Genomic DNA, 21,626 nt, shown 5'->3' on the forward strand with positions numbered 1-21,626 from the left:
GCCCGTGGCCGTCCACTGCAGGGCGCCGTAGGGAACGCTCAGGCCTTGGGGCAAGGCGCCCAGCGAGGCAGCCGAAACAGCGACCGGCGCTTGCGCCAGGCGGCAGGCGTCCGCGCTGGTCCACTGCACCGCAGCGCTGCCGCCACCGCCAGCAGCGGGCAGCTCGACCTCAAAGTTCTGCTCCGGCTCGGGTTCGACGGGCGTGCCTTCCAGGTTCAGGCCCAGCACGATCGGGTTGTGGTCGCTGGAGCGTAGGCATCGGCCGCGTAGAACGAGGTGACTTGCGCGGCGCTCTTGAAGTTGGTGTTGTAGTCGATGACCGGCGGCTCTTCCGCATTGATCTGCCACTTGACCACATTTCCCACCTGGCTGGAGAGCGCCGAGCTGACCAGCACATGGTCGAGCGAGCCCCACAGCGTCTGGAAGCTGTACGAGTACTGCCCCGCGCCCAGCTTCTGGTAGCCATGGCCTTCCAGGAAGGAGATCGGGTCTTCCTTGGCATAGGCGTTGAAGTCACCCATCAGCACATTCTTGCCATTGCCCGCTTGCGTCGGGTTGCCTTGCAGCCAGGCTTGCAGCTGCTCGACGGCACGCTTGCGCGACTGGTTGTTGGCGCCCTGGCCGTCGCCGATGTCGGGATCGTTGACACTGCCCTTGGACTTCAAGTGGTTGACCACCACGGTGAACTGGTCCTTGCCGCCGCCAGCGAGCGTCTTCTCGAAGGTCTGGGCCAGGGGCACGCGGTTGCCATAGGTGGCGTTGAAGGCATCGTACTGCGCCTCATCGGGCACGGCCGGCACACCCACGGGGGTCACACGGTCCTTGCGGTAGATGACCGCGACAGTGATCGCATCATGCCTGCAGCGACTGCCGTTTTGCCGCCACCGGCATGGAAGGGCCCTTCACGTAGTCATAGACATCGCTGCCATGCTGGGCGTTGAGGGCCCGGGTCAGCGCAGCCAAGGCGCTGGTGGTCTCAAAGCCGTTGTTCTGGATTTCCATCAGGCCGTAGACGTCGGCATCCAGCCCCAAGCAGATTGCTGACGATCTTGTCGGTCTGGCGCGTCAGTTCCTCGCATTGTCCGCACCCCGGCCTTCGAGCGAATCGCCGTAGGGGTTGGTAAATTTAGCCGTGCCCAGGGTGCTGAAGAAATTCAGCACGTTGGCCGAAGCGATCTTGACCGTCGGGCTGCCCACCGCTTGCTGCAGGTCGGCCACCGTGGGGCGCGCGGCACCGCTGAAGACCGGCTTTTGCAGCGGCTGCACCGGTAGCTGGTCTGGTGCTCGCCCGCAGCCGTATCGATGAAGTGGTCCAGAATGCCTTCAATCGCTGGCGTGCTGTCTCCCGCACGCAAGCTGTTGCTGGCGCTCAGGTCCTGGCCATTGCGGCCCAGCACGGTGGCCGGGTTTTGCTTGGTGCTGCCATCGTCCAGAATGATCTGGCTGCGCTTGACCGTCTCCAGATAGGCCTTGTTGCCATTGATGTCGGGCGCATTCAGCTCGGTGTACTGCACCAGCTTTTCCTTGTCACTCAGCGTGACCATGCCATAGCGGCCCAGGTAGTAGTTGTCCGTCACGACCAGTGGGCCGGTGCTGCGGTGATGCGCACGCGCATGCCTTCGTAGCGCTCCCAGTTGGCATAGGCGGGCATGGGCAGGCTCAGCTCCACCAGCGCAGGCAGCGCCTGCTTGGCGCCGCCATTGAGCACGCTGAAGTTCAGGATGCTGCCGCCCAGCTGGGTCAGGCCCTTGTACTCGCTGACCGTGGCGGTCAGTTGCACGGCCTGGCCCACGCTGTCGGCGCCCAGACCGGCAATTGGCGTGCTGCCGTAGTAGACAAACACCGCCTCGGAGGTGGCGACATTGTTGTCGTCGTCTTCGGGCAGCGACTGGATATAGAAGCCACTGAGGTCAGGCAGGTACGCGGTCACAATGCCGCGCACCGTCACGCTCTGGCCCACCAGGGGCGAGGCATCACCTGCGCCCTGCACCGCAGAGATCGGGGTGGGTGGCCACCGGTGCCAGGTTCTGCGCCAAAACCGGGCGAGCCGATATTGGCAGGCGTCGAGGGCTGGGCAAAGCCGTCGAGCACGCCGACCGCAGCAGCGGTATAGCGCGGCTCGGACGTGGACTTGCCATCCCATACCGCCGACACACCATTGCCGACCGTGGTGCCCGCATTGCGCACCGCCGCACCGGCGTGGTCGCTGGTGGAAACGGCTGTGCCGCTGGGGTTCTTCGCAGGAGCCACGGTCGAGCCATCGGTCGCCGGTCAGCGCCTTGCTGCCGTAGTTCATGGCGGCCGCCACGTAGCCATTGGCGTCGTACACAAGACGGCATCGCCCTTGCCCAGGCCTTGTCCGGCGACCAGGATGACGGGTGTGCTGGCCTGCAAGCCCCAGGCGGTACGGAAGGCATCGGGTGTGGTCTCATTGAGCACCACCAGACGTGCGCCCGCTGCCAAGCTGGTGCCGGCGGGGAAGGCGCTGGGCACCGCGCCGCTGCTGTCAGTCCAGCCCCAGCCGCTCAGATCCACGGGGCTGGTGCCGTAGTTGAACAGCTCAAAAAAATCGCCGCCGTCGGCATTGGAGTTGACCTCGGAGATCAGCACCTTGGCCGTGGCTGCCACCGCGCTGCTGACGGTAAAGCTCAGCGTCTGCTCCGCGGCCAAGGCGTTGCCGGCCATATCCTGCACCGCCCGGCGGGCAGCACCAGGCTGTAGCGCTTGCCCGGCTGGTAGCCGCCGCTGCGCGTAAAGCTCAGCGCGCTGCCATTGATGGCCACTTGCGCATCGGTCATCGGCACGGTAGCGATCACGGCACCGTCTTCCAGCAGCGAGAGGCTGCCGCTGCCGCGCTGCACCGTTTCGCTGAACTGCAAGCGCACCACGGCCGTCTTGCCCACTTCCACGGCGTTTTGCAGGGGGCTGGTGCTTTGCAGCACGGGGGCGGTGGTGTCGGCAGCGACGGGGCCGCCGAGCTTGACGGTATTGCCCTGGAACTGCTGGTCTGCAAAAGGCAGTCCTTGGAGACTGAGCCCTTGCCCGGCCAGATGGTGTCGCCATTGTCCTGCAGCAGCTGCACGGTGGTGCCTTGTGCGGTGCTGGTGGGGCTGACCAGGGTCTCAAAGCTGCCACCGGTGGTGCGCAGCAGGTTGTCCAGTACGTTGTCCAGTTGCTGCACGTCGCTGGTGCCCGGGCCATCCAGACAAAGAATGCAAAGTTGGTGTTGACAGCCGGATCGGCCTTGCCCGGAGGGCCGGCCAGGATCAGGAACTTGCCGTCATCGGTACGCTGCATGTCGCGAATGCCGCGCCCGCCCAGGTTCAGCTCGATGGGTGCGCCCAGCACAGGCGCAGTGCCCGCCACCATGGCTGCCGGGTTGGTGACCGGGATGATCAGCGCGCGGTTGCGTAGCTGGGCGCTGGCCAGCGGCGCGCGGAAGCCCAGCAGCAGCTGGCCGTCAGCGGTGGCCGCCATGCCTTCGATCGAGAAACCTGCAGCCGACTCGGGTGGCACCTTGTCAGCCGACGAGGCCACAAAGCCGTAGTAGTTGGCGCCTTGCCATGGGCATTGGTGCGGTCCCAGGTGGTCAGCTGCATCTCCAGACCACCGTACGAACCCTTGAAGGTAAATTCCGTGTTGGCGCCGGTGCCCGACACATCCACCGCAAACAGGTGCTCGCGGTTGTCCGCCTCGCTGCCATCGGACTTGTTGCTGTGCGAGCCGGTGAAATACAGCGTGTTGCCGATGCGCGTGCCGGCCTCCAGGTCCAACTCCTTGGTCAGCCCCAGCAAGCTGCCAAATTCCCATTCCTTGATCGCCACACCGCCACCACGGGGGTAGACGCGCAGCACATTGCCTTCGTCGTCACCCACCACCATGTAGCTGGCGTCGAGTGCAATGCCGGCGGAGGCGTCCGAGCTGCCGGCCGTGGTCGTGGGCAGCGGGGTGAAGGTCGCGGTCTCGCCGGCATCCGGATCCACCACGGTCATCGCCGTGGGCGCCGTGCCGTTGCCCGTCCAGTTGGCAGCGGTGCTGATGGCCGACAGCAGCTCTGCGGCCGTGCCTTCGGTGACGCCCTTGGCGCCGTCATACGCAAAATTGTTTTGCTTGACCAGCGCAATGGCCGTGCCGCCATTGACCAAGCCAGGTGGCAAGGCCGAGGTATTGGAGTTGCTGGCGTTGCTGTCCCAGGTGCCAGCGGTCACATTGTTGAGCGCATACAGGAACCGTGGGGTGGCCTCAGAGCCCTGGTAGACCAGCACGCTGTCACCACCAGCGGCCAGTTGAAGCTGCCCGTGGCGGTAACGCTACCGTAGTTGGCCGTGGGGGTCTTGGTATCTGCGGCGCCGATTCTTGACGATGGTGCCCGCAGGCAGTCCTCCGTCGCTTGCCACACCAGCACACCCTCGCCGCTGCGAAACGCGCCGGCATTGGTCCAGCCGTTGTCGGTCACACGGATCTCGGTGCCCGCTTCGATGTGTGCGCAGCAGCACCAGGCTGACGGCATCGGGCGTATCCGACGCAAAACCGACCACCGCCACTTCGCCAGCGGCAAGCGTGGTCTGGGCAGAAGCGGGCAGCACACTGGCAGCCAGCAGCAAGGCAGCGGCCAGCGACAGGCCTTGGGATGCACGCACGCTGGCGCGGCATGCAGAGGAAATGGAGCGAAGAGCAAACATGGCAGCTAAGGAGGAAGTGGCAAACAACCTCTCTTTGTCGCCGCTGGCGATGAAAGCTCCGTGTCAGAAACTGTAAGCGTTCCCAAAAACCGTCATCGCCGCCCTTGTCACCACCCGGTCACAACCAGGTCACAGTGCAAAGGCAAGCGCCACGCCAGCAAACAGGCTCACACCGATCCAGTGGCTTTTGCTGAAGGCGGTAAAACAGCCTTCGCGCGTGCGCTGGCGGATCAGGCTGTAGTGCCACAGCATCTGCGCGGCGGCTACAGCCACGCCCAGCCACCAGGGCAGGCCAGCTGCAAGGGTGCCAGCGCCAGCACCGTCAGGCCCAGGCAGACCACAAAGAAAGCCATGATGGCGGCGACATCAAAACGGCCCAAGGTGATGGCGAGGTCTTCATGCCAATTTTCAGATCGTCGTCGCGGTCGACCATCGCGTACTCGGTGTCATAGGCCAGCACCATGCACATATTGGCCAGCCACATGAGCCAGGCCATCAACGGCACCTGGCCTTGCACAGCGGCAAACGCAATCAGCACGCCAAAGTTGAAGGCAATGCCCAAGAAAGCCTGGGGCATGGCAAAAAAAACGCTTGGTAAAGGGGTAGAGGATGGTGAACAGCACCGCAGGCACCGACCAGGCCACCGCTTCCCAGCGCGTGGTCAACACCAACGCGAGCGACAGCAGGGTCAACACCAGGCCGACCATCGCCGCCTCGAACACCGAAATCTTGCCGGTGGTAATGGGGCGCTGCGCCGTGCGTTTGACATGGCGGTCGAACTTGCGGTCGGCAATGTCATTGATGCAGCAGCCGGCGCTGCGCATCAGAAAAGTGCCCAGCACAAACACCAGCACCAGATGCCAGCCCGAAAGCCTCCCGACGCGGCCCACAGCGCCACCAAGGTGGGCCAGACCAGCACCAGCCAGCCGGCAGGGCGGTTGAAGCGGATCAGATCCAGGTACAGCGCAAAGCGCTCAGACAGCGAGGTGGAGGGATGGGCAGCAGCAGACATAGGGGGCAAGCATAGCGTCACAGGTCTACCCTGTGCCCTGTCTTGTCAATTTTGGCGCTCGCCCCGCCCCAGCACCAGGGCCGCCAGCGCGCACCAGGCCAGGCCCAGCAGCGCGCCAGCGAGCACATCGCTGGCAAAGTGCGCCTGCAGCAGGATGCGGCTGAGCGCAATAGTGGCGACCAGCAGAGCGCAGCCCCAGGCCAAGGCCCGGCTCGCCGTCGGCGAGAGGCGGCCGCGCAGCGCCAGCCATAGCAGGCCATAGACCACCACAGCGCCCGAGGTGTGGCCACTGGGAAAACTGGCGCCCGATGTCAGCATCTCATGGAGCACCTCGGGGCGGGCGCGGTCCAGCAGGTTTTTCAGCAGGCGCACCGCCAGGCCATTGAGGCCGATGAAAAACACCCAGGCCCACAAGGCCTGCCACTGCGCGCCCAGCGCCAACCAGCCCGCCACCAGCAGCACCATGACCGCCAGCCAGCGCACATCGCCCGCAGCGGTCAGCACATGCAGCAGCTCCCGCATGGGCGCCGAGACATGGTCTTGCGCCCATTGCTGGGCCCCCGCATCGGCCGCCATCAAACGGGCATGGCCGGCATGCTCCGGGTAGACCACCACCCAGGCGAGCATCGCAAACACCAGCAGGCAGCCCGCTGCCACGCCCAGCGGCATCGCCACTGGCCGCTTGGCGGCATACAGCACGGCGGCCTGCCTGCGCGGCAGCCAGCGCCAAACCAGCGCCCCTGCCAGCAACCAGGCGGCGAGCAGCACCGGCATCCAGGCATCCAGCATGGCCAAGGCCTGAAAGAAGATGCGCGATCCCCCAGCCAGCTCCCGGCTCTGGGCCACCGCATGCTCAGCACCGAAAAGCCCCAGCGCGACCAAGCACAGCCCCTGGCGACACAGGCCTCGGCCAGCCGCCAACAACGATAGCCACCGAAGCGGCAACAACACAGACAACACGTTCAAAACACCCCAGAAAATACAAAACCCCATGCAGGCATGCCATGCATGGGGTCCAAAAGAAACCGTGCAGCGCGGTTTAGGCTTGCAGCATGGTCACGCCTGGCAGGTTGCAGGCAAAGATCGCATTGCGCAGCGCGGCAATGGCTTCGTAGCGGGTGAAGCTGCGGCGCCACACCAGCACTACGCGGCGCTTGGGTGCTTCGTCGTTGATCTCGTCGGTCAGCGGAATGTAGCGGATATGGGTCTCGTCCGATTTGCGGCGGCGCACACCCTTTTCCAGCGCATCCTTGGGCACCGACAGACGCGGCACCAAGGTCACACCCATGCCGGCAGCCACCATGTGCTTGATGGTCTCGAGCGACGAGCCTTCAAAGGTGCGGCGGATGCCTTCGGTGTTGCTGGAGTAGCGCGCGAACTCGGGGCAGACTTCGAGCACATGGTCACGGAAGCAGTGACCAGCGCCCAACAGCAGCATGGTTTCGTTCTTCAGCTCACTGGCCGAGATGCTGTCACGCGTAGCCAGCGGGTGCACGCTGGGCACGGCCGCAAAGAAGGGCTCGTCATACAGCGGTGCCATGGCCAGACCGGTATCGGGGAAGGGCTCGGCCACGATGGCGCAGTCGATCTCACCGGTACGCAGCATTTCCAGCAGCTTGGCGGTCATGTTCTCGTTGATCATCAACGGCATCTGCGGCGTGCGCTCGATCGACTGGCGCACCAGCTCGGGCAGCAGATAGGGGCCGATGGTATAGATCACACCCAGGGTCAGCACACCGGCGAGCGGGTCCTTGCCGCGCTTGGCAATTTCCTTGATCGCGGCAGCCTGGTCCAGCACGATTTGCGCCTGGCGCACGATCTGGTCACCCAGACTGGTGACCGACACTTCCGAGGCACTGCGTTCAAACAGCTTGACCTCGAGTTCTTCCTCCAGCTTTTTGATGGCGACAGACAAGGTAGGTTGCGACACGTAGCAGGCATCAGCGGCGCGGCCGAAATGCCTTTCACGGGCGACAGCAACAATATATTTGAGCTCTGTAAGTGTCATGTTCAGTTTTTAGTGCGAATCGCGTATTGTGCATGGCCTGTGCACCGCCTGGCTAGAGCGCCAAGAGGACAAAGTGCCACACTGTGTTTCATCAGAACCGCAAGCTATGAGTTGTACTCTTTTCCAGAGCACCATGGGTACCAATGAGCGACAACAAAATAGCATTAATCTATTATGCGTCAAATGCAAGCGCTTGCTCACCGCTCACGTAGGTAAATATGGATGCCGGCATTTACATAATGCTACATAGTCATGCACCTACTTGCTTCGCTACCTCCCTGTTTCATAAGACATATTTGCGGTTTTTGACGCCGAGATACGCCATAAATCCAGTTACAGGATACGTTTAACATCCTCTATTCACGCAACACCATCATCATTTTGCGCAGCACTCATAGCACGAATCAATCAATATTTACCTAAATTTCGTCGTTTTTTTGCAACTTTTGAATCTTGTTTGCAATGCTGCCATGCAGCGTAACTGGTAGCTATGTACCCGTTTTCAAGCTTTGAGGTACTCGGCCTGCCGCCTAACCAGCGCAGCACATGGCTGGCCGCCAGATCCGGCCAGCGGTCCAGCATATGCGGCGCCAGCTCCCGCGCCCATTCAACAAATGCTTGTCGGCCTCCAGATCGGCAAAACGCAGCAACGGGGCGCCTGACTGGCGTGCGCCCAGAAACTCGCCCGGCCCCCGGATTTCCAGATCGCGCCGGGCAATCTCGAAACCATCCGAGGTTTCGGCCATCGCCCGCAGGCGCTCTTTGGCCGTTTCGCCCAGTTTGCCGTTGTCCCCCACCGCGTACAGCAGCACACAGGCCGATGCGGCAGCGCCTCGCCCCACCCGCCCGCGCAGCTGGTGCAGCTGGCTCAGGCCAAAACGCTCGGCATGTTCGATCACCATCAGGCTGGCATTGGGCACATCGACGCCCACCTCAATCACCGTGGTGGATACCAGCACGCCCATCACGCCTTCGCTGAACAAAGCCATGACGGCTTTTTTCTCGGCGGTCGGCATGCGCGAATGCAACAGACCCACCATGACCCCGGGCAGCGCCTCGCTCAGGTCGGTATGGGTCGCAGTGGCATTGGACAGGTCCAGCGCCTCGCTCTCCTCGATCAAGGGGCAGACCAGTAGACCTGGCGCCCCTGGGCAATCTGGTCGGCAATGCGCGAGACCACCTCATCGCGCCGGCTGTCGCTGATCAGCTTGGTGACCACCGGCGTGCGGCCCGGGGCAGCTCATCGATGGTGGAGACATCCAGGTCGGCGTAATAGCTCATCGCCAAGGTGCGCGGGATGGGCGTGGCGCTCATCATCAGCATATGCGGCTCCATGCCGGTGGACAGCAGCTTTTGCCGCAGCGCCAGGCGCTGGGCCACACCAAAGCGGTGCTGCTCGTCGATGACGGCCAGCCCCAGCTTTTGGAACTGCACCTGGTCCTGGATGACGGCATGCGTGCCCACCACCAGCGCGGCCTCGCCGCTCTCGACCAGGGCCAGCATCTCGGTGCGCTGTTTTTTCTTTTGCGCACCGGCCAGCCAGGCCACCTTGAGGCCGCGCGGCGCGAGCAGGGGCTCGAGCCAGCCCACCAGCTTGGCAAAATGCTGCTCGGCCAGGATTTCGGTGGGCGCCATCAGCGCGCACTGCCAGCCCGCATCGATGGCGATCACCGCCGACAGCGCCGCCACAATGGTCTTGCCCGAGCCCACATCGCCTTGCAGCAAGCGGTGCATCGGTATGTTGCACCCCAGGTCGCGGGCGATTTCCTCGCAGACCCGGCGCTGCGCCCCGGTCAGCGCAAAGGGCAGCACGGCCAGAAACTGCTCATGCAGGTTCAGGCTGCCATCAGCCATGCGCTGCGCCGCCAGCGCCGGTGCGCGCAGGCGGTCGCGCTCGCGCTTGGCCGTCAGCTGCGACAGCTGCTGGGCCAGCAGCTCTTCGGCCTTGAGGCGCTGCCAGGCCGGGTGGCATGGTCCTCCAGCGTTGCCAGCGCCACATCGGGCGTGGGGTGGTGCAAAAACTGTAGCGCCTCGCGCAAGGTGTAGGCCCGGCCCAGGCCGCCCTCACCCTGGTAGCGGGCGTAGGGCAGGTCCACACCGGGCGGCAGGGTCTCGCTCAGGTCGGCGCGCTGCACGCCGCTGATCACCGCGCGGCGCAGATAGGGCTGGGGCAGCCTGCCGTGGTGGGATAGACGGGCGTCAGCGACTGAGGCAGCTCGCCACCGGCCAGGCGAAAGGCCGGATGCAGCATTTGCCGGCCCCAAAAGCCCCCCTTGACCTCGCCACGGATGCGCAAGGTATTGCCCACGGCCATGGTCTTTTGGTGCGAGGGGTAGAAGCTGAAAAAGCGCAGTTCGCAGGGGTCGCCATGGGCGTCCTCCACCCGAACCACCAACTGCCTGCGCGGGCGCAGCTGCACATCGGCCGACACCACCGTCGCCTCGATCTGCGCGACCTCGCCGTCACGCGCATTGCGCAGCGCAATGATGCGCGTCTCGTCCTCGTAGCGCAGCGGCAGGTGCAGGGCCAGATCGATGTCGCGCGTCAGCCCCAACTTGGTCAGCGCTTGCTGGGCCGGGTTCTTGGCAGGACTCTTGGCGGCGCTGGCTGCAGGCGCCACCTCAGGCGTCGCGCCCGTTACCTTGCGCGGCCGGCCAGGCTTACGCCCCTTGGCGGGCGCGGCATCATCAGCGGAGTTTGGCGGGCGTGGCAGCGGACATGGAGGCAGTTTCAGCAATGCTGCATTCTGGCATGCTTTGCCGCACGACTGGTTAAAAAGACAGTGCCTCTGCAGGCCGCCCGCAGCATCAGCGCCGCACGCGACGGCGCCGCAGATAGCGCTCCCAGAGCTCGAACACCAGCTCAGACAGCAGCGCCAGCGCCGCAGCGGGCAAGGCGCCAGCCATCATCAACGCGCTGTCGTTCAAGGCCAGACCGGTCACAATGCGCTCGCCCAGGCCGCCGGCGCCAATGAAAGCCGCAATCGTGGCCGTGCCAATGCCGATCGCGCAGGCGGTGCGGATACCCGCCACCACCGTGGGCATTGCAATCGGCAGCTCCACCCAGCGCATGCGCTGCGGCCGTGTCATGCCCAGGGCCGAGCCCGCGCTGCGCAAACCCGGCGATACCTCCGCCAAGCCCGCGCAGGTGTTGCTCAAAATCGGCAAGATCGAATAAGCCGTCAGTGCCACCAGCGCCGGCAGCCGCCCGATCACGCCAAACCAGGCAATCAACACCGCCAGCAGCGCCAGCGACGGAATTGTCTGCAGCACCCCAGCCGCGCCCAGCGCCAACGCGCGCGAGCGTGCATGCGGAAACAGCACAATGCCGGCGGGCACCGCCATCAGCGCCGCCACCCTACCGAAATGAGCACCAGCGCCAGATGCTGCGCCGTCAACCGCCACAGATCGGGGGCCACCAGACGCGTCCACAGCCGCGCAGCAAAACTGGGCTGGCCAGCGGCTTTGGCATCGGCCGAGGTAGCGCCAGCCGCTTGCGGCGCCCCACCTGCCAGAAACTGCTTGGCAATCTCGGCGAAGCCCTGGCCCTGCAGCTCCGCCTGGGCATTCATGCCGATCATCGCCTCTTCGCTGATCCGGCCCTGCAGCTTTTTGCAGCGCGGCCCAGGCCACCGGCTTTTGCTGGGGCAGCTCCTGGCGGTAGAGCAGCAGCGCGTCATAGCGCGGAAAGTACGCCAGGTCGTCCTCCAGCACCAAGAGGCCCAAATGGTCGATCTTGGCATCGGTGGTGTAGATATCCATCACATCGATGTGCTGCTGCGTGATGGCCTCATAAGCGAGGCCATGGTCCAGCCCCTGGGGCTTGGCCTGCAGGCGGTAGCGCTGGGCCAGGCCCGGCCAGCCGTCACCCGGCCAATGAATTCGTTGGACAGGCCATAGCGCAGCTGACTGTGGCGCGCCAGGTCGCTCAAGCTTCGGATGCCCAGCTCCTCGGCCTGCTTGCGGCGCATCGCCAGCGCATTGCCGTCGTTAAAGCCCAAGGGCACACCCACCGCCAGGCCCAGCGGCGCCAGCGCTTCGTTCAGCGACGCCAGGTCGCTACCCTTGCATGCTTGGCAATCTCCAGCGCAATGGTGCCGCTGTACTCGGCATAGACATCGATCTGGCCGGAGCGCAGCGCCTCGTAGACGATGGCAGTATTGCCCAGGCCCTGGCGTACCTGGGTCTGGACGCCAGCGGCCTGGGCCTGCTGGGCCATGATCTCGGCCAGCACATAGGATTCGGTAAAACGCTTGGAGCCCACGCGCAGGCTCTCCTCCTGCGCGGCCCGGCAGCCGGTGCCGCGAGGATGCCCAGAACCCAGACCAGCGCTAAGGTCATCAAGTGGCAAAGACGTTGCATCGGGCCACTATAGCAAGCGCATCGCCCAGCCACGTAGGAGGCCACCACCAACGGCCCCAAGCCCGCGCAGCCTGCTGCGCCTCTGCCACAGTGGCACAATCGCCCCCTTGTTTTGATCCCTGTGAGCTGCGGGTGTGTTCCGCCTGCATGAGCCAACGATGACTGCCTTCTCGGTGTCCGCCGCACTTTTCAACTGAGCGATTTCGATTTCGAGCTACCCGAAGCACTGATTGCCCAACACCCGGCTGCCGAGCGCAGCGGCTCCCGCCTGCTGGATGCGCGCGAGCCCGGCCTGGTGGACCGCCGCTTCCACGAGCTGCCCAATCTGCTGCAGGCCGGTGATCTGTTGGTCTTCAACGACACCGAGGTGATCAAGGCGCGCATCTTTGGCGAGAAGTCCAGCGGCGGCAAGATCGAGCTGCTGATCGAGCGCGTGCTGCAGGACAACGAAGTCGTCGCGCACATGAAGGTCAGCAAAAAGCCGGCCGTGGGCGGCGTGCTGCACATGATGGGCGGCAAGAAGGCCGGCGGCTTTGACGCCACCTTGCTGGGCCGCTGGCCCAACGAGATGGGCGCACTGTTTCGCCTGCGCCTGAGCGGCCCCAACGGCGAATCGCCCTGGGAGCTGATGCAGCAGCACGGCCACATCCCCCTGCCCCCTTATATAGAGCGCGAGCAGCAGACCGGCCAGGATCCCAACCAGGCCGAGGACGAGCAGCGCTACCAGACCGTGTTTGCCAAGAACCCCGGCGCCGTGGCCGCCCCACCGCCGCGCTGCACTTTGACGAGAAGGTGCTGGCTGCCCTGGAGGCCAAGGGCGTGGAGCGCGCCAGCGTCACCTTGCATGTGGGCGCAGGCACTTTCCAGCCGGTCAAGACCGAGAACCTCAAAGACCACCAGATGCACAGCGAGTGGTACAACATTCCACTGCCCACCCTGGCGGCGCTGGAGCGTTGCCGCCTGCGCGGTGGCCGGGTCATCGCGGTAGGCACCACCACGGTGCGCACCCTGGAGTCCTGGGCCCGCACCGGCCAGCTCTCGGACGACACCAATATCTTCATCACGCCCGGCTTCCCGTTCCGCGTGGTCGACATGCTGGTCACCAACTTCCACCTGCCCAAGAGCAGCCTGATGATGCTGGTCAGCGCCTTTGCCGGCTACGAGCACATCATGGGCCTGTACAGCACGCGATTGCGCAGCAGTACCGCTTCTTCAGCTATGGTGACTCGATGCTGCTGCAGCGCCAAAAGGAGCCGGCCGCGGCCGACGCGGCCACCGAGCAGCCGCCTGCTGCGTTCTGACGCCCACGGCCAGGCTCCAGCCGGGCCCAGGCCGACTCAAGCCCGGCCACTGCCCAGCGCAGGCCCGGGCTGCCCCTGCGCGGCCGATCCCTGCAGGATATAGAGCTGGAAATCGCCGATCTGCACCACATCGCCGGCGAAGAGAATCTTGCGTTTGACCGGCACGCCGTTGACCAAGGTGCCGTTGGTACTGCCATGGTCCTCGATGGTCAGCACGCCGGCGCGTTCGCGCAGAAAAAACGCGCCGTGACTGCGGCTCACACTGGGGTGGTCCAGCATAAAGCGGCTGCCGGGGTCGCGGCCAATGGTCGAGAAGCCCTCCTCCACGCTCCAGGTGTGCAGGCTCAGTCGCTTCTTGTCCTTGACCAGAATATCTTTTGCCATCGCAGGTGCCTTCTGTGGTTGCCGTTGCAAGGTGGCATGCGCCGCCGCCAATCTACCAAACCAAGGCGCAATTCAGAAATAGTCGCAAAAGCGCCGGCCACCCACCTCATGCACCTGCACGGGGATTTCATAGAGGTCGCTGAGCACTTCGTCGCGCACGACCAGCTCGGGCGGGCCTTCGCAGTACAGCGCACCGCCCTTCATCGCGATGATGTGGTCGGCATAGCTGGCGGCAAAGTTGATGTCGTGCAGCACGACCACCACGGTCTTACCGGCATCCTGCACCGCCTGGCGCAGCAGCTTCATCATGCCCACGGCATGGGCCATGTCCAGGTTGTTGAGCGGCTCGTCAAACAGAATGTAGCGCGTGTTCTGGCACAGCACCATGGCGATATAGGCGCGCTGGCGCTGGCCCCCCGAGAGCTCGTCGAGAAAGCGCTCTGCCAGCGGCTGGAGCTTCAAGTAGTTCAGCGCCGCATCCACATGCACGCGGTCCTCTTCGGTCAGCCGGCCCTTGGAATGCGGAAAGCGGCCAAAGGCCACCAGGTCACGCACCGTCAGGCGCAGCGCGCTTTGGTTGTCCTGGCGCAAGATCGCCATCACCCGCGCCAGCGCATCGCTGGCGGTGGTCGTGATGTCTTGGCCCTCGATGCGCACCGTGCCCGAGGTCATCGGCATCAGCCGGCTGATGAGCGACAGTGCCGTCGATTTGCCCGCGCCATTGGGCCCGATGATGGCCGTCAGCCGCCCTTGGGGAATGCGCAGGCTCAGGTCATGCAGCACCGTCGTGGTGCCATGGGTCTTGCGCAGCTTGTCGGTTTCAATCATGGCTGGTCGCTGCGCTCAGCTCTTGGCCTTGCGCACTAAAAGATAGATAAAGGTCAGTCCGCCCAGGAACTCCACCACGATGGACAGCGAGGTGTTGAAGCCAAACAGGCGCTCGAGCACCATCTGCCCGCCCACCAGCAACAAGCCGCCCAGCAGCACCGAGCCGGCCAAGGTGTAGCGGTGCTGGTGGCTGTGCATCAGCTGGTAGGCCATGTTGCTCACCAGCAGGCCAAAAAAGGTCACCGGCCCGACCAGCGCGGTCGAGATGGACACCAAAATGGCCACCACTACCAAGACGCCCATCACCGCGCGCTGGTAGTTCACGCCCAGGTTGACGGCCACCTCGCGCCCCAGCGCCAGCACGTCGAGCATGTGGCGCTGGCGCCAGACCCAGATGCCCACCAGTGCAATCGCCGCAGCGACAGCAGCAGCAAGGGAAGCGAGACCGTGTTGAAGTTCGCAAACAAGCGGTCTTGCAGCACGGTGAACTCATTGGGGTCCATCACGCGCCAGACAAAGTTGTTGAGGCTGCGAAAAAAGATACCCGCGACAATGCCCACCAGCAGCAGCAAATGCAGGTTGCTGGCCTGGCCCCGGAACAGCCAGACAAACAGGCTCGTCGACAGCAGCACCATCAGCCCCACATTCATGCCAAAGCGCGAGAGCTCCGGAATCTGCATGGCCGCTGCGCCCAACGTAAAGGCCAGCACCGACTGGATCAGCTGGAACAGCGCGTCAAAGCCCATCACCGCCGGCGTCAGGATGCGGTTGTTGGTCACCGTCTGGAACAGCACGGTGGAGACGCCGATGGCAAAGGCCACCGTCCACATGGTTGCCAGCTTCTTGCCGCGCAGGGGCAGCACAAAGCTCCACTCGGCCTGCACCTGGCTGGTCATGAAGTACAGGCTGGCGAGCAGCGCCAAGGCCAGCAGCAGCCACAGACGCCGCGCCGGCGTGCCCAGCCACGAGACAGATGCAGGTGCCGCCACGGCAGGCGAGGTAGACAAGCTGTTCATCTCAGCCTCCCATGCGCTTGCGGCGCGACAGCAGCAGCGCCAGGAACATCGCACTGCCCAGCACCCCCATCACGGTGCCGATCGGTATCTCGTACGGGGCGATGACCACGCGCCCGATCAGGTCGCAGGCCAGCGCCATCAAGGCCCCCGCCCAGGCGACCCAGAGCACGGATTTGCGCACGTTGTCGCCCACCACCAGGCGCACCAGGTTGGGCACGATCAGGCCGACAAAGGGAATGATGCCGACAGTGACGATCACCGACGCGGTGACAACCGCCACCACCAACACGCCCTGGGCCACCAGGCGCTTGTAGTTGAGCCCAAGGTTGGTGGCGAAGTCCTGCCCCATGCCGGCCACCGTGAAGCGGTCTGCCGCCAGCATCGCCAGCGCCGTGATGCCCAGCGACAGCCAGAGCATCTCGTAGCGGCCCTGCACAATGGCCGAGAAATCAGCCGTCATCCAGGAGCGCGCCGCCTGCATCAGGTCAAAGCGGTAGGCGATAAAAGTGGTGGCCGATTCGATCACGCCCGACAGCACGAGGCCCACCAACGGCACGATCAGCGCCGAGCGCAGCCGTATGCGGCTGAGCACCGCCAGGAACAGGCCGTACCCGCCAGTGCAAACACCGCCGCCAGACCCATCTTGCCGAACACCGGCATATCGGGCCACCACAGGATGCCGATCAGCATGCCCATACCGGCCGATTCGGCCGTGCCCATGGTCGTAGGCTCGACATAGTGGTTGCGCGCCAGCATCTGCATCAGCAGGCCGGCCACCGCCATCGCGCTGCGGCCAGCAGCAGTGCCAGCGTGCGGGGCACGCGGCTGGCCACCAGCACCTGGGTGGCCAGGTCATCGTCGTTGTGGGAGAACAGGCGCAGCAAGGTCGTCACCGACACATCGCTGACGCCCACCAGCAGGCTGACAAAGGCCAGCAAGGCCAGAGCCGCGACGGCGGCAGTGCAAAGGCCAGCGCACGCAGCGCAGGGCTGCGCCCGCCGCGTGGCGCTTGGTCGGTCAAGGTCGTCATGCTGTGGCTCGCAACGGGGGCTGGCTCAGCACGCCAATCAGGCCTTGGAGAACGCGTTGATCAGCTGCGTCACATCGTCATGCAACGAGCCGGGGCTGGCATTGCCCAGCAGGTACCAGTTGGCCGAGTTCAGGTAGACGATCTGCTTTTTCTTGGCCGCCTTGGTGGCGTTGACCAGGGGGTTGTCCAGCAGCTTGGCGGCCGATGCGCCTTCGCGGCCAATGGCGGCATCGCGGTCCAGCACAAACAGCCAGTCCGGGTTGGTCTTGAGGATGAACTCGAACGAGATCGCCTGGCCATGGCCAGCCACCTTGATGTCCTTGTTGGCGGCGGGAATGCCATAGACATCGTGCAGCATGCCAAAGCGCGAGCCCGGGCCATAGGCGCTGAGCTTGCCGCCATTGGTCATCACCATCAGGCCGGCGCCCTTGTTGGCCGTCAGGCCCTTGAGCTTGTCGATATCGGCCTGCATCGCGGCCATCAAGGTCTGGGCTGGGCTTCGTTGCCGACCATCTCGCCCAGGATCTTCAAATGCTTGAAAGCGCTGGCCACCGGCTGGGTGTTGTCCACCGTCAGGTCCAACGTCGGCGCAATCTTGGCCAGCTCGGCCACCTTGGCGGCCGAGCGGCCACCGGCGACGATCACATCGGGCTTGAGGCCCTTGACCACCTCGTAGTTGGGCTCGAACAGGCTGCCGATGCGGGTGTAGTCCTTGCTGGCGTATTGCTCCAGCACCGGCGGGAACTTCACGACTTCGGGTACGCCCTTGACCTCGGCGCCCAGTGCGCGCAGGCAGTCGAGCGCGGCCAGGTCAAACACCAGGATGGTCTTGGGCTTGACCGGGATCTGCACCGGGCCGCCCGCTTGCTGCACCGTCAGGGTCTGCTGCGCCAGTGCGGCGCCTGCCGCCCAGGGCAGGGTCACCAAGGCACCCAGTTGCAGCAGCGACTGGCGGCGGTTGACGGTAGAGCGAGCGGAGCGCGACATGGAACATCCTTTGGTTGGAAAGCCGGCAGCCCCTGCATGCACCCGACCCAAGACCGTATCGCTACTGTTTTTCTTGCGCCCGCACGCTGAGCCCCAGCGGTTGATGGAATGGAGATATCGCCTGATGCCTGCCAAGCTGCTGCGCCGGAGGCTTTACACAACTGACACATTTGCGAATCGTTCTCATTTGAATGGTAACACGCTGTTTTGTTCCCCTCGGTTCAAGGCGGGTACAAACCCGCAGAACGATCCAGCAGCCGCCGGACTGTCCCTGATCGGACAGTGGGGCGCAAAACTGCAGCCACAGCGCCACGCCGGGGCCCCCAGCGGACATCCGCTTTCTACAATGGAGCCACACCAAGCCAGCCCTTCGACTCCGCAGGAGACCGGCCGCCGCATGGTGCCCCTGCCCGCGTGACTCCCCCGACAGCCCCTGCCACTGCCTCTGCCCCACCCGGCAAAGGCCTGATAAGCCCCCATGCCCTTGCCGCGGACAGCGCCGCCCGCCTGCCCGAAACAACCCACACCCCGCCCCCGCGCCGCCCTGGTGAAGGCTCGGCTTTGACCGGCATTGTGCTCACGGTGCTGGCCTGCGCCTGTTTCTGCCTGCTCGATACCGGCTCCAAATACGCGGGCGCGCTGCTGCCGCTGTTGATGGCGCTGTGGCTGCGCTACATGCTGCAATCGGTGTTCACCGTCGGCTGGGGTGTCTACCAGTATGGCCGCAGCGTGTTCCACACCACGCACCCGCGCTTTCAGATTGCGCGCGCTGCGCTGTTTTGCAGCAGCAATGCCTGCGCAATGATGAGCCTGCGCTACCTGCCGCTGGCTGAGTTCACGGCCGTAGTCGCGATGACGCCACTGGCGATGACGCTGGTGGCAGCGCTCTGGCTCAAGCAGCCCGTCAGCCCGCTGCGCTGGGTGCTGGTGGCCATGGGCTTTCTGGGCACGGTGGTCATCATCCGCCCGGGCAGCGCCAATTTCAGCGGCGGCGCACTTATCTGGCCGGCGCTGCAGCTGGCAGCCAACACCGCCTACCAGATCGTCAGCAGCCAGATGGCAGGCAGAGAGCGCCCCGTCACCACCCAGATCTACACCAGCTTGCTGGCGCTGGTGCTGACCAGCGCCAGCATGCCCTGGTTCTGGCAGATGCCGACCACCACGCCCTGTGGCTGGCGGCGCTGGCCATGGGTGTGGGCAGCACCATTGGCCACCTGATGCTGCTCAAGGCCTATGAGCATGCCAAGCCGGCCACGATCTCGCCCTTTCTCTACAGCCAGATCCCTTTGCCGTGTTCTCAGGCTGGCTGCTGTACGGCCATATCCCCGACCACTGGGCGGTGCTGGGCATGGTCGCGATTGCGCTGGGCGGCGCGCTCAGCGCCTGGCTGTCGGTGCGCGAATCACGTTAATGCCCGCAGCCACATAGAGACGAAAAAAAGCGCCACCGAAACCTGTTCGGTGGCGCCCTGGGTGTGTTGGTTCCGCTTGCGCGTCAGTAGGCGACCGCCTGGCCGTCCTTGCGCGGATCGGAGCCGGCCGCATAGTGCCCGCCCTCGCGCACAATCAGCTGCGCACCGCCAAAGGCGAACACGCCATGGCCTTCTTCGATGGTCACCTCATGGCCCAGCGCACGCAGCGCGGCAATCACCTGTGGGTCAAAGCCCAGCTCGACGGAGACCTGGTTGCCACCGGTCACGCGCCAGCGCGGTGCGTCTGCAGCGGCTTGCGGGTTCTGGCCATAGCGCAGCACGCGCACAGCCATCTGCACATGGCCCTGGCTTTGCATCGGGCCGCCCATCACGCCAAAGGCCATCTGCGGCGAGCCATCGGCATGCATCGCAAAGGCGGGGATGATGGTGTGCGAGGGGCGCTTGCCCGGCGCCACCTGGTTGGCGTGGCCCGCCTCGGTGGTTAAAGCCCGCCCCCCGGTTTTGCAGGCTGATGCCCGTGCCCGGCACGACCACGCCCGAGCCAAAACCCATGTAGTTGGACTGGATGAAGGACACCATCATGCCGCTCTCGTCGCAGGCCGTCAGGTAGACGGTGCCGCCCGGCTTGGGCGCGCCATAGCGGGCAACGCTGGCCTTGCTGCGGTCGATCAGTTGGGCGCGTTCTGCCAGGTAGCCGGGGTTCAGCAGGTCTTGCTGGGGGTGGACGCGCATATGGTCGATATCGGCGTTGTACTGGGCCAGGTCGGCCAGCGCCAGCTTCATTGCCTCGATCTGCAGGTGCACGGTCTCGGCGCTGTCCAGCGGCTGGTCGCCAATGCCAATGGCATCGAGCAGGCCCAGCGCAATCAGCGCGGCAATGCCCTGGCCATTGGGCGGGATCTCATGCACCACCGAGTCGCCAAAGGGCTGGGCCACCGTGCCCACCCAGTCGCAGCGGTGGGCGGCCAGGTCCTCGGCTGTCATCACGCCGCCGTTGGCCTGGCTGTGGGCCGCCATCTTTTGCGCCAGCGCACCCCGGTAAAAGGATTCGCCCAGGGTCTCGGCAATCTCTTCCAGGGTGCGGGCATGCGCCTCGCTTTGGAACCAGCTGCCCGCCTGCGGTGCCTGGCCGCCCGGCGCAAAGCATTTCCTTGAAACCGGGCTGGTCGCCAGCTTGGCCAGGCCCAGCGCCCAGAGCTTGGCATCGTCGGCGACACCGCAAAGCCGTGGCGCGCATAGTCGATCGCCGGTTGTGCCACCTGCGCAAAAGGCAGCTTGCCAAAGCGCCTGGACAGCTCCACCCAGCCCGAGACCACGCCGGGCACGGTGACGGCATTCCAGCCTTTTTCAGGGATACCGCCGAGCTTGTCAAAGTACTCCGGCGTCCAGCCCGCTGGCGCGCGGCCGAGGCGTTCAGGCATGCAGCTCCTGGCCGTCCCAGACAATCGCGAAGGCATCGCTGCCAATGCCGCAACCCGTGGGCTCCACCACCGTCAAGGTCATCGCCGCGGCCAGCGCCGCATCCACCGCATTGCCGCCCGCTTGCAGCATGCGCAGGCCCGCTTGCGCGGCCAGCGGTTGCGAGGTGCTCACCACATTACGGCCAGGATGGGCGAGCGCTGCGAGGCATAGGGCTGGGCCCAGTCTTTCACGGTGGTCATGTCTTGTCTTTCTGAATGCAAACGAGATGGCAGCCGGGGCAGCAACCGCCGCCCCGGTCTTGAGGTGGCAAGGCTTATTCGAGCGTGATGTGGTTGTCCTGGATCACCTTGGCCCAGCGGGCGCTGTCGGCCTTGACCAGATCCGCAAACTGCGCAGGCGTACCAGGCTTGGCCACATCGGCGCCCAGCTTGGCCAGGCTGGCCACCACCTCGGGATTTTGCATGGCCTTGTTGAAGGCGGCATTGATCTTGGCGGTCAGCTCGGGCTTGAGGCCTGCCGGCGCATAGACGCCAAACCAGGTCACCGACGAATAGCCGGGCAGGCCCGATTCGGCCACCGTGGGCAGCTGGGGCGCGAGCTGGGTGCGCTCGGCGCTGGTCACCGCCAGCGCACGCAGGCGGCCGCTGGCCACATGGGGCATGCCGTGGGGATGGAGTCAAACAGCAGATGCACCTGGCCGGTGGCCAGATCGCTGATCGACTGGGCCGTGCCCTTGTAGGGCACATGGGTCAGGGGTGATGCCGCCTGGGCTGCAAAGGCAGCGGTGTTCAGGTGCACGATGGTGCCATTGCCGCTGGTGGCGTAGTTCAGCTTGCCGGGGTTGGCCTTGGCATAGCTGATCAGCTCCTGCACGGTCTTGACCGGCAGCGAGTTGGTCCCAGCAGCACGCTGGCGGCATCGGCCACATGGGCAATCGGGGTGAAGTCCTTGTCCGCGCGGTAGGCCAGCTTGGGCATCAGATGCGGCGAGATCGCATGGGTGCTGCTGGTGGTGAACAGCAGGGTGTAGCCGTCGGCGCTGGCCTTGGCGGCCTCGGCGGTGCCGATGGTGCCGCCCCGCGCCGGGGCGGTTGTCGATCACCAGCGACTGGCCCAGCTCCTGCGACACCTTTTGCGCCACCACGCGGGCCACCAGATCGGTCG

Annotated in this window: 16 protein-coding genes and 9 pseudogenes; 2 read left to right on the forward strand and 23 right to left on the reverse strand. The window is 64.9% G+C overall.

Annotated features, from left to right (window positions below):
• The 16 genes and pseudogenes from ACFODQ_RS02280 to ACFODQ_RS02355 all read right to left on the reverse strand — a co-directional run.
• Positions 1-228 (reverse strand): hypothetical protein (locus ACFODQ_RS02280; RefSeq protein WP_377014813.1); only part of this gene is annotated, 228 nt, incomplete at its 3' end.
• Complete coding sequence (locus ACFODQ_RS02285) at positions 216-848, reverse strand: endonuclease/exonuclease/phosphatase family protein (RefSeq protein WP_377014832.1); 633 nt, start codon at positions 846-848, stop codon at positions 216-218. The genes ACFODQ_RS02280 and ACFODQ_RS02285, both read right to left, overlap by 13 nt.
• Before the next feature lie 4 nt (positions 849-852).
• Positions 853-1,032: a hypothetical protein gene (locus tag ACFODQ_RS02290; RefSeq protein ID WP_377014815.1), complete on the reverse strand. Its 180-nt coding sequence runs from the start codon at positions 1,030-1,032 to the stop codon at positions 853-855.
• Between the two features lie 122 nt (positions 1,033-1,154).
• Positions 1,155-1,577, reverse strand: coding sequence for a hypothetical protein (locus tag ACFODQ_RS02295; RefSeq protein ID WP_377014817.1), 423 nt, complete (start codon positions 1,575-1,577; stop codon positions 1,155-1,157).
• Entirely contained in the window at positions 1,574-1,990 is a 417-nt protein-coding gene (locus ACFODQ_RS02300; RefSeq protein WP_377014819.1) for a hypothetical protein, read from the reverse strand. Before ACFODQ_RS02300 ends, ACFODQ_RS02295 begins: the two co-directional genes overlap by 4 nt.
• Positions 1,945-2,250: a hypothetical protein gene (locus ACFODQ_RS02305; protein ID WP_377014821.1), complete on the reverse strand. Its 306-nt coding sequence runs from the start codon at positions 2,248-2,250 to the stop codon at positions 1,945-1,947. The genes ACFODQ_RS02300 and ACFODQ_RS02305 overlap by 46 nt, the downstream gene beginning before the upstream one ends.
• 42 nt (positions 2,251-2,292) lie before the next feature.
• Positions 2,293-2,670, reverse strand: a complete 378-nt coding sequence (locus ACFODQ_RS02310; RefSeq protein ID WP_377014823.1) for a lamin tail domain-containing protein — start codon at positions 2,668-2,670, stop codon at positions 2,293-2,295.
• On the reverse strand, positions 2,649-2,909 hold the full coding sequence (locus tag ACFODQ_RS02315) for a hypothetical protein (RefSeq protein ID WP_377014834.1): 261 nt from the start codon (positions 2,907-2,909) through the stop codon (positions 2,649-2,651). Before ACFODQ_RS02315 ends, ACFODQ_RS02310 begins: the two co-directional genes overlap by 22 nt.
• A complete protein-coding gene (locus tag ACFODQ_RS02320) occupies positions 2,813-3,181 on the reverse strand; it encodes a hypothetical protein (RefSeq protein ID WP_377014836.1) in 369 nt (122 codons plus the stop codon). Before ACFODQ_RS02320 ends, ACFODQ_RS02315 begins: the two co-directional genes overlap by 97 nt.
• A 214-nt stretch (positions 3,182-3,395) precedes the next feature.
• Positions 3,396-4,265 carry a hypothetical protein gene (locus ACFODQ_RS02325; protein ID WP_377014825.1) on the reverse strand — a complete coding sequence of 290 codons (870 nt, stop codon included), beginning with the start codon at positions 4,263-4,265 and terminating at the stop codon, positions 3,396-3,398.
• A gap of 45 nt (positions 4,266-4,310) precedes the next feature.
• Positions 4,311-4,640 carry a hypothetical protein gene (locus tag ACFODQ_RS02330; RefSeq protein WP_377014827.1) on the reverse strand — a complete coding sequence of 110 codons (330 nt, stop codon included), beginning with the start codon at positions 4,638-4,640 and terminating at the stop codon, positions 4,311-4,313.
• Positions 4,641-4,811: 171 nt separating this feature from the next.
• Positions 4,812-5,694 (reverse strand): annotated as a pseudogene (ubiA, locus tag ACFODQ_RS02335) (4-hydroxybenzoate octaprenyltransferase).
• A gap of 45 nt (positions 5,695-5,739) precedes the next feature.
• Positions 5,740-6,540: a phosphatase PAP2 family protein gene (locus ACFODQ_RS02340; RefSeq protein ID WP_260718267.1), complete on the reverse strand. Its 801-nt coding sequence runs from the start codon at positions 6,538-6,540 to the stop codon at positions 5,740-5,742.
• 193 nt (positions 6,541-6,733) lie between these two features.
• Positions 6,734-7,702 (reverse strand): LysR substrate-binding domain-containing protein, encoded by a 969-nt coding sequence (locus ACFODQ_RS02345; protein ID WP_021028298.1) that lies wholly within the window; start codon positions 7,700-7,702, stop codon positions 6,734-6,736.
• Positions 7,703-8,204: 502 nt separating this feature from the next.
• Positions 8,205-10,322 (reverse strand): annotated as a pseudogene (recG, locus tag ACFODQ_RS02350) (ATP-dependent DNA helicase RecG).
• Between the two features lie 187 nt (positions 10,323-10,509).
• Positions 10,510-12,025, reverse strand: a pseudogene (locus tag ACFODQ_RS02355) (glycine betaine ABC transporter substrate-binding protein).
• 231 nt (positions 12,026-12,256) lie between these two features.
• Between ACFODQ_RS02355 and queA the strand changes: the two are divergent.
• Positions 12,257-13,364: pseudogene (queA, locus tag ACFODQ_RS02360) on the forward strand (tRNA preQ1(34) S-adenosylmethionine ribosyltransferase-isomerase QueA).
• Positions 13,365-13,400: 36 nt separating this feature from the next.
• Here queA and ACFODQ_RS02365 read toward each other — a convergent pair.
• The 5 genes and pseudogenes from ACFODQ_RS02365 to ACFODQ_RS02385 form a co-directional block, all read right to left on the reverse strand.
• Positions 13,401-13,748, reverse strand: coding sequence for an FHA domain-containing protein (locus tag ACFODQ_RS02365; protein ID WP_116926303.1), 348 nt, complete (start codon positions 13,746-13,748; stop codon positions 13,401-13,403).
• 72 nt (positions 13,749-13,820) lie between these two features.
• On the reverse strand, positions 13,821-14,576 hold the full coding sequence (locus ACFODQ_RS02370) for an ABC transporter ATP-binding protein (protein ID WP_260718269.1): 756 nt from the start codon (positions 14,574-14,576) through the stop codon (positions 13,821-13,823).
• A 15-nt stretch (positions 14,577-14,591) separates the two neighbouring features.
• Positions 14,592-15,592 (reverse strand): annotated as a pseudogene (locus ACFODQ_RS02375) (iron chelate uptake ABC transporter family permease subunit).
• 1 nt (position 15,593) lies between these two features.
• Positions 15,594-16,536, reverse strand: a pseudogene (locus ACFODQ_RS02380) (ABC transporter permease).
• A 123-nt stretch (positions 16,537-16,659) separates the two neighbouring features.
• Positions 16,660-17,609, reverse strand: a pseudogene (locus ACFODQ_RS02385) (siderophore ABC transporter substrate-binding protein).
• A 561-nt stretch (positions 17,610-18,170) separates the two neighbouring features.
• Here ACFODQ_RS02385 and ACFODQ_RS02390 point away from each other — a divergent pair.
• Positions 18,171-18,827 (forward strand): DMT family transporter, encoded by a 657-nt coding sequence (locus ACFODQ_RS02390; RefSeq protein WP_377014830.1) that lies wholly within the window; start codon positions 18,171-18,173, stop codon positions 18,825-18,827.
• A 276-nt stretch (positions 18,828-19,103) separates the two neighbouring features.
• On the opposite strand, the pseudogene ACFODQ_RS02395 reads toward ACFODQ_RS02390, so the two are convergent.
• A pseudogene (locus ACFODQ_RS02395) lies at positions 19,104-20,702 on the reverse strand (gamma-glutamyltransferase family protein).
• Positions 20,703-20,776: 74 nt separating this feature from the next.
• Positions 20,777-21,626: pseudogene (locus ACFODQ_RS02400) on the reverse strand (tripartite tricarboxylate transporter substrate binding protein); the annotation flags it as partial.

The sequence above is a fragment of the Comamonas sp. JC664 genome (genome assembly GCF_042647185.1).

Excerpts from the sequence above, each read along its gene's own strand:
- ACFODQ_RS02365 (WP_116926303.1), bottom strand. The coding sequence starts at position 13,748 with ATGGCAAAAGATATTCTGGTCAAGGACAAGAAGCGACTGAGCCTGCAC.
- ACFODQ_RS02370 (WP_260718269.1), bottom strand. The coding sequence starts at position 14,576 with ATGATTGAAACCGACAAGCTGCGCAAGACCCATGGCACCACGACGGTG.
- ACFODQ_RS02345 (WP_021028298.1), bottom strand. The coding sequence starts at position 7,702 with ATGACACTTACAGAGCTCAAATATATTGTTGCTGTCGCCCGTGAAAGG.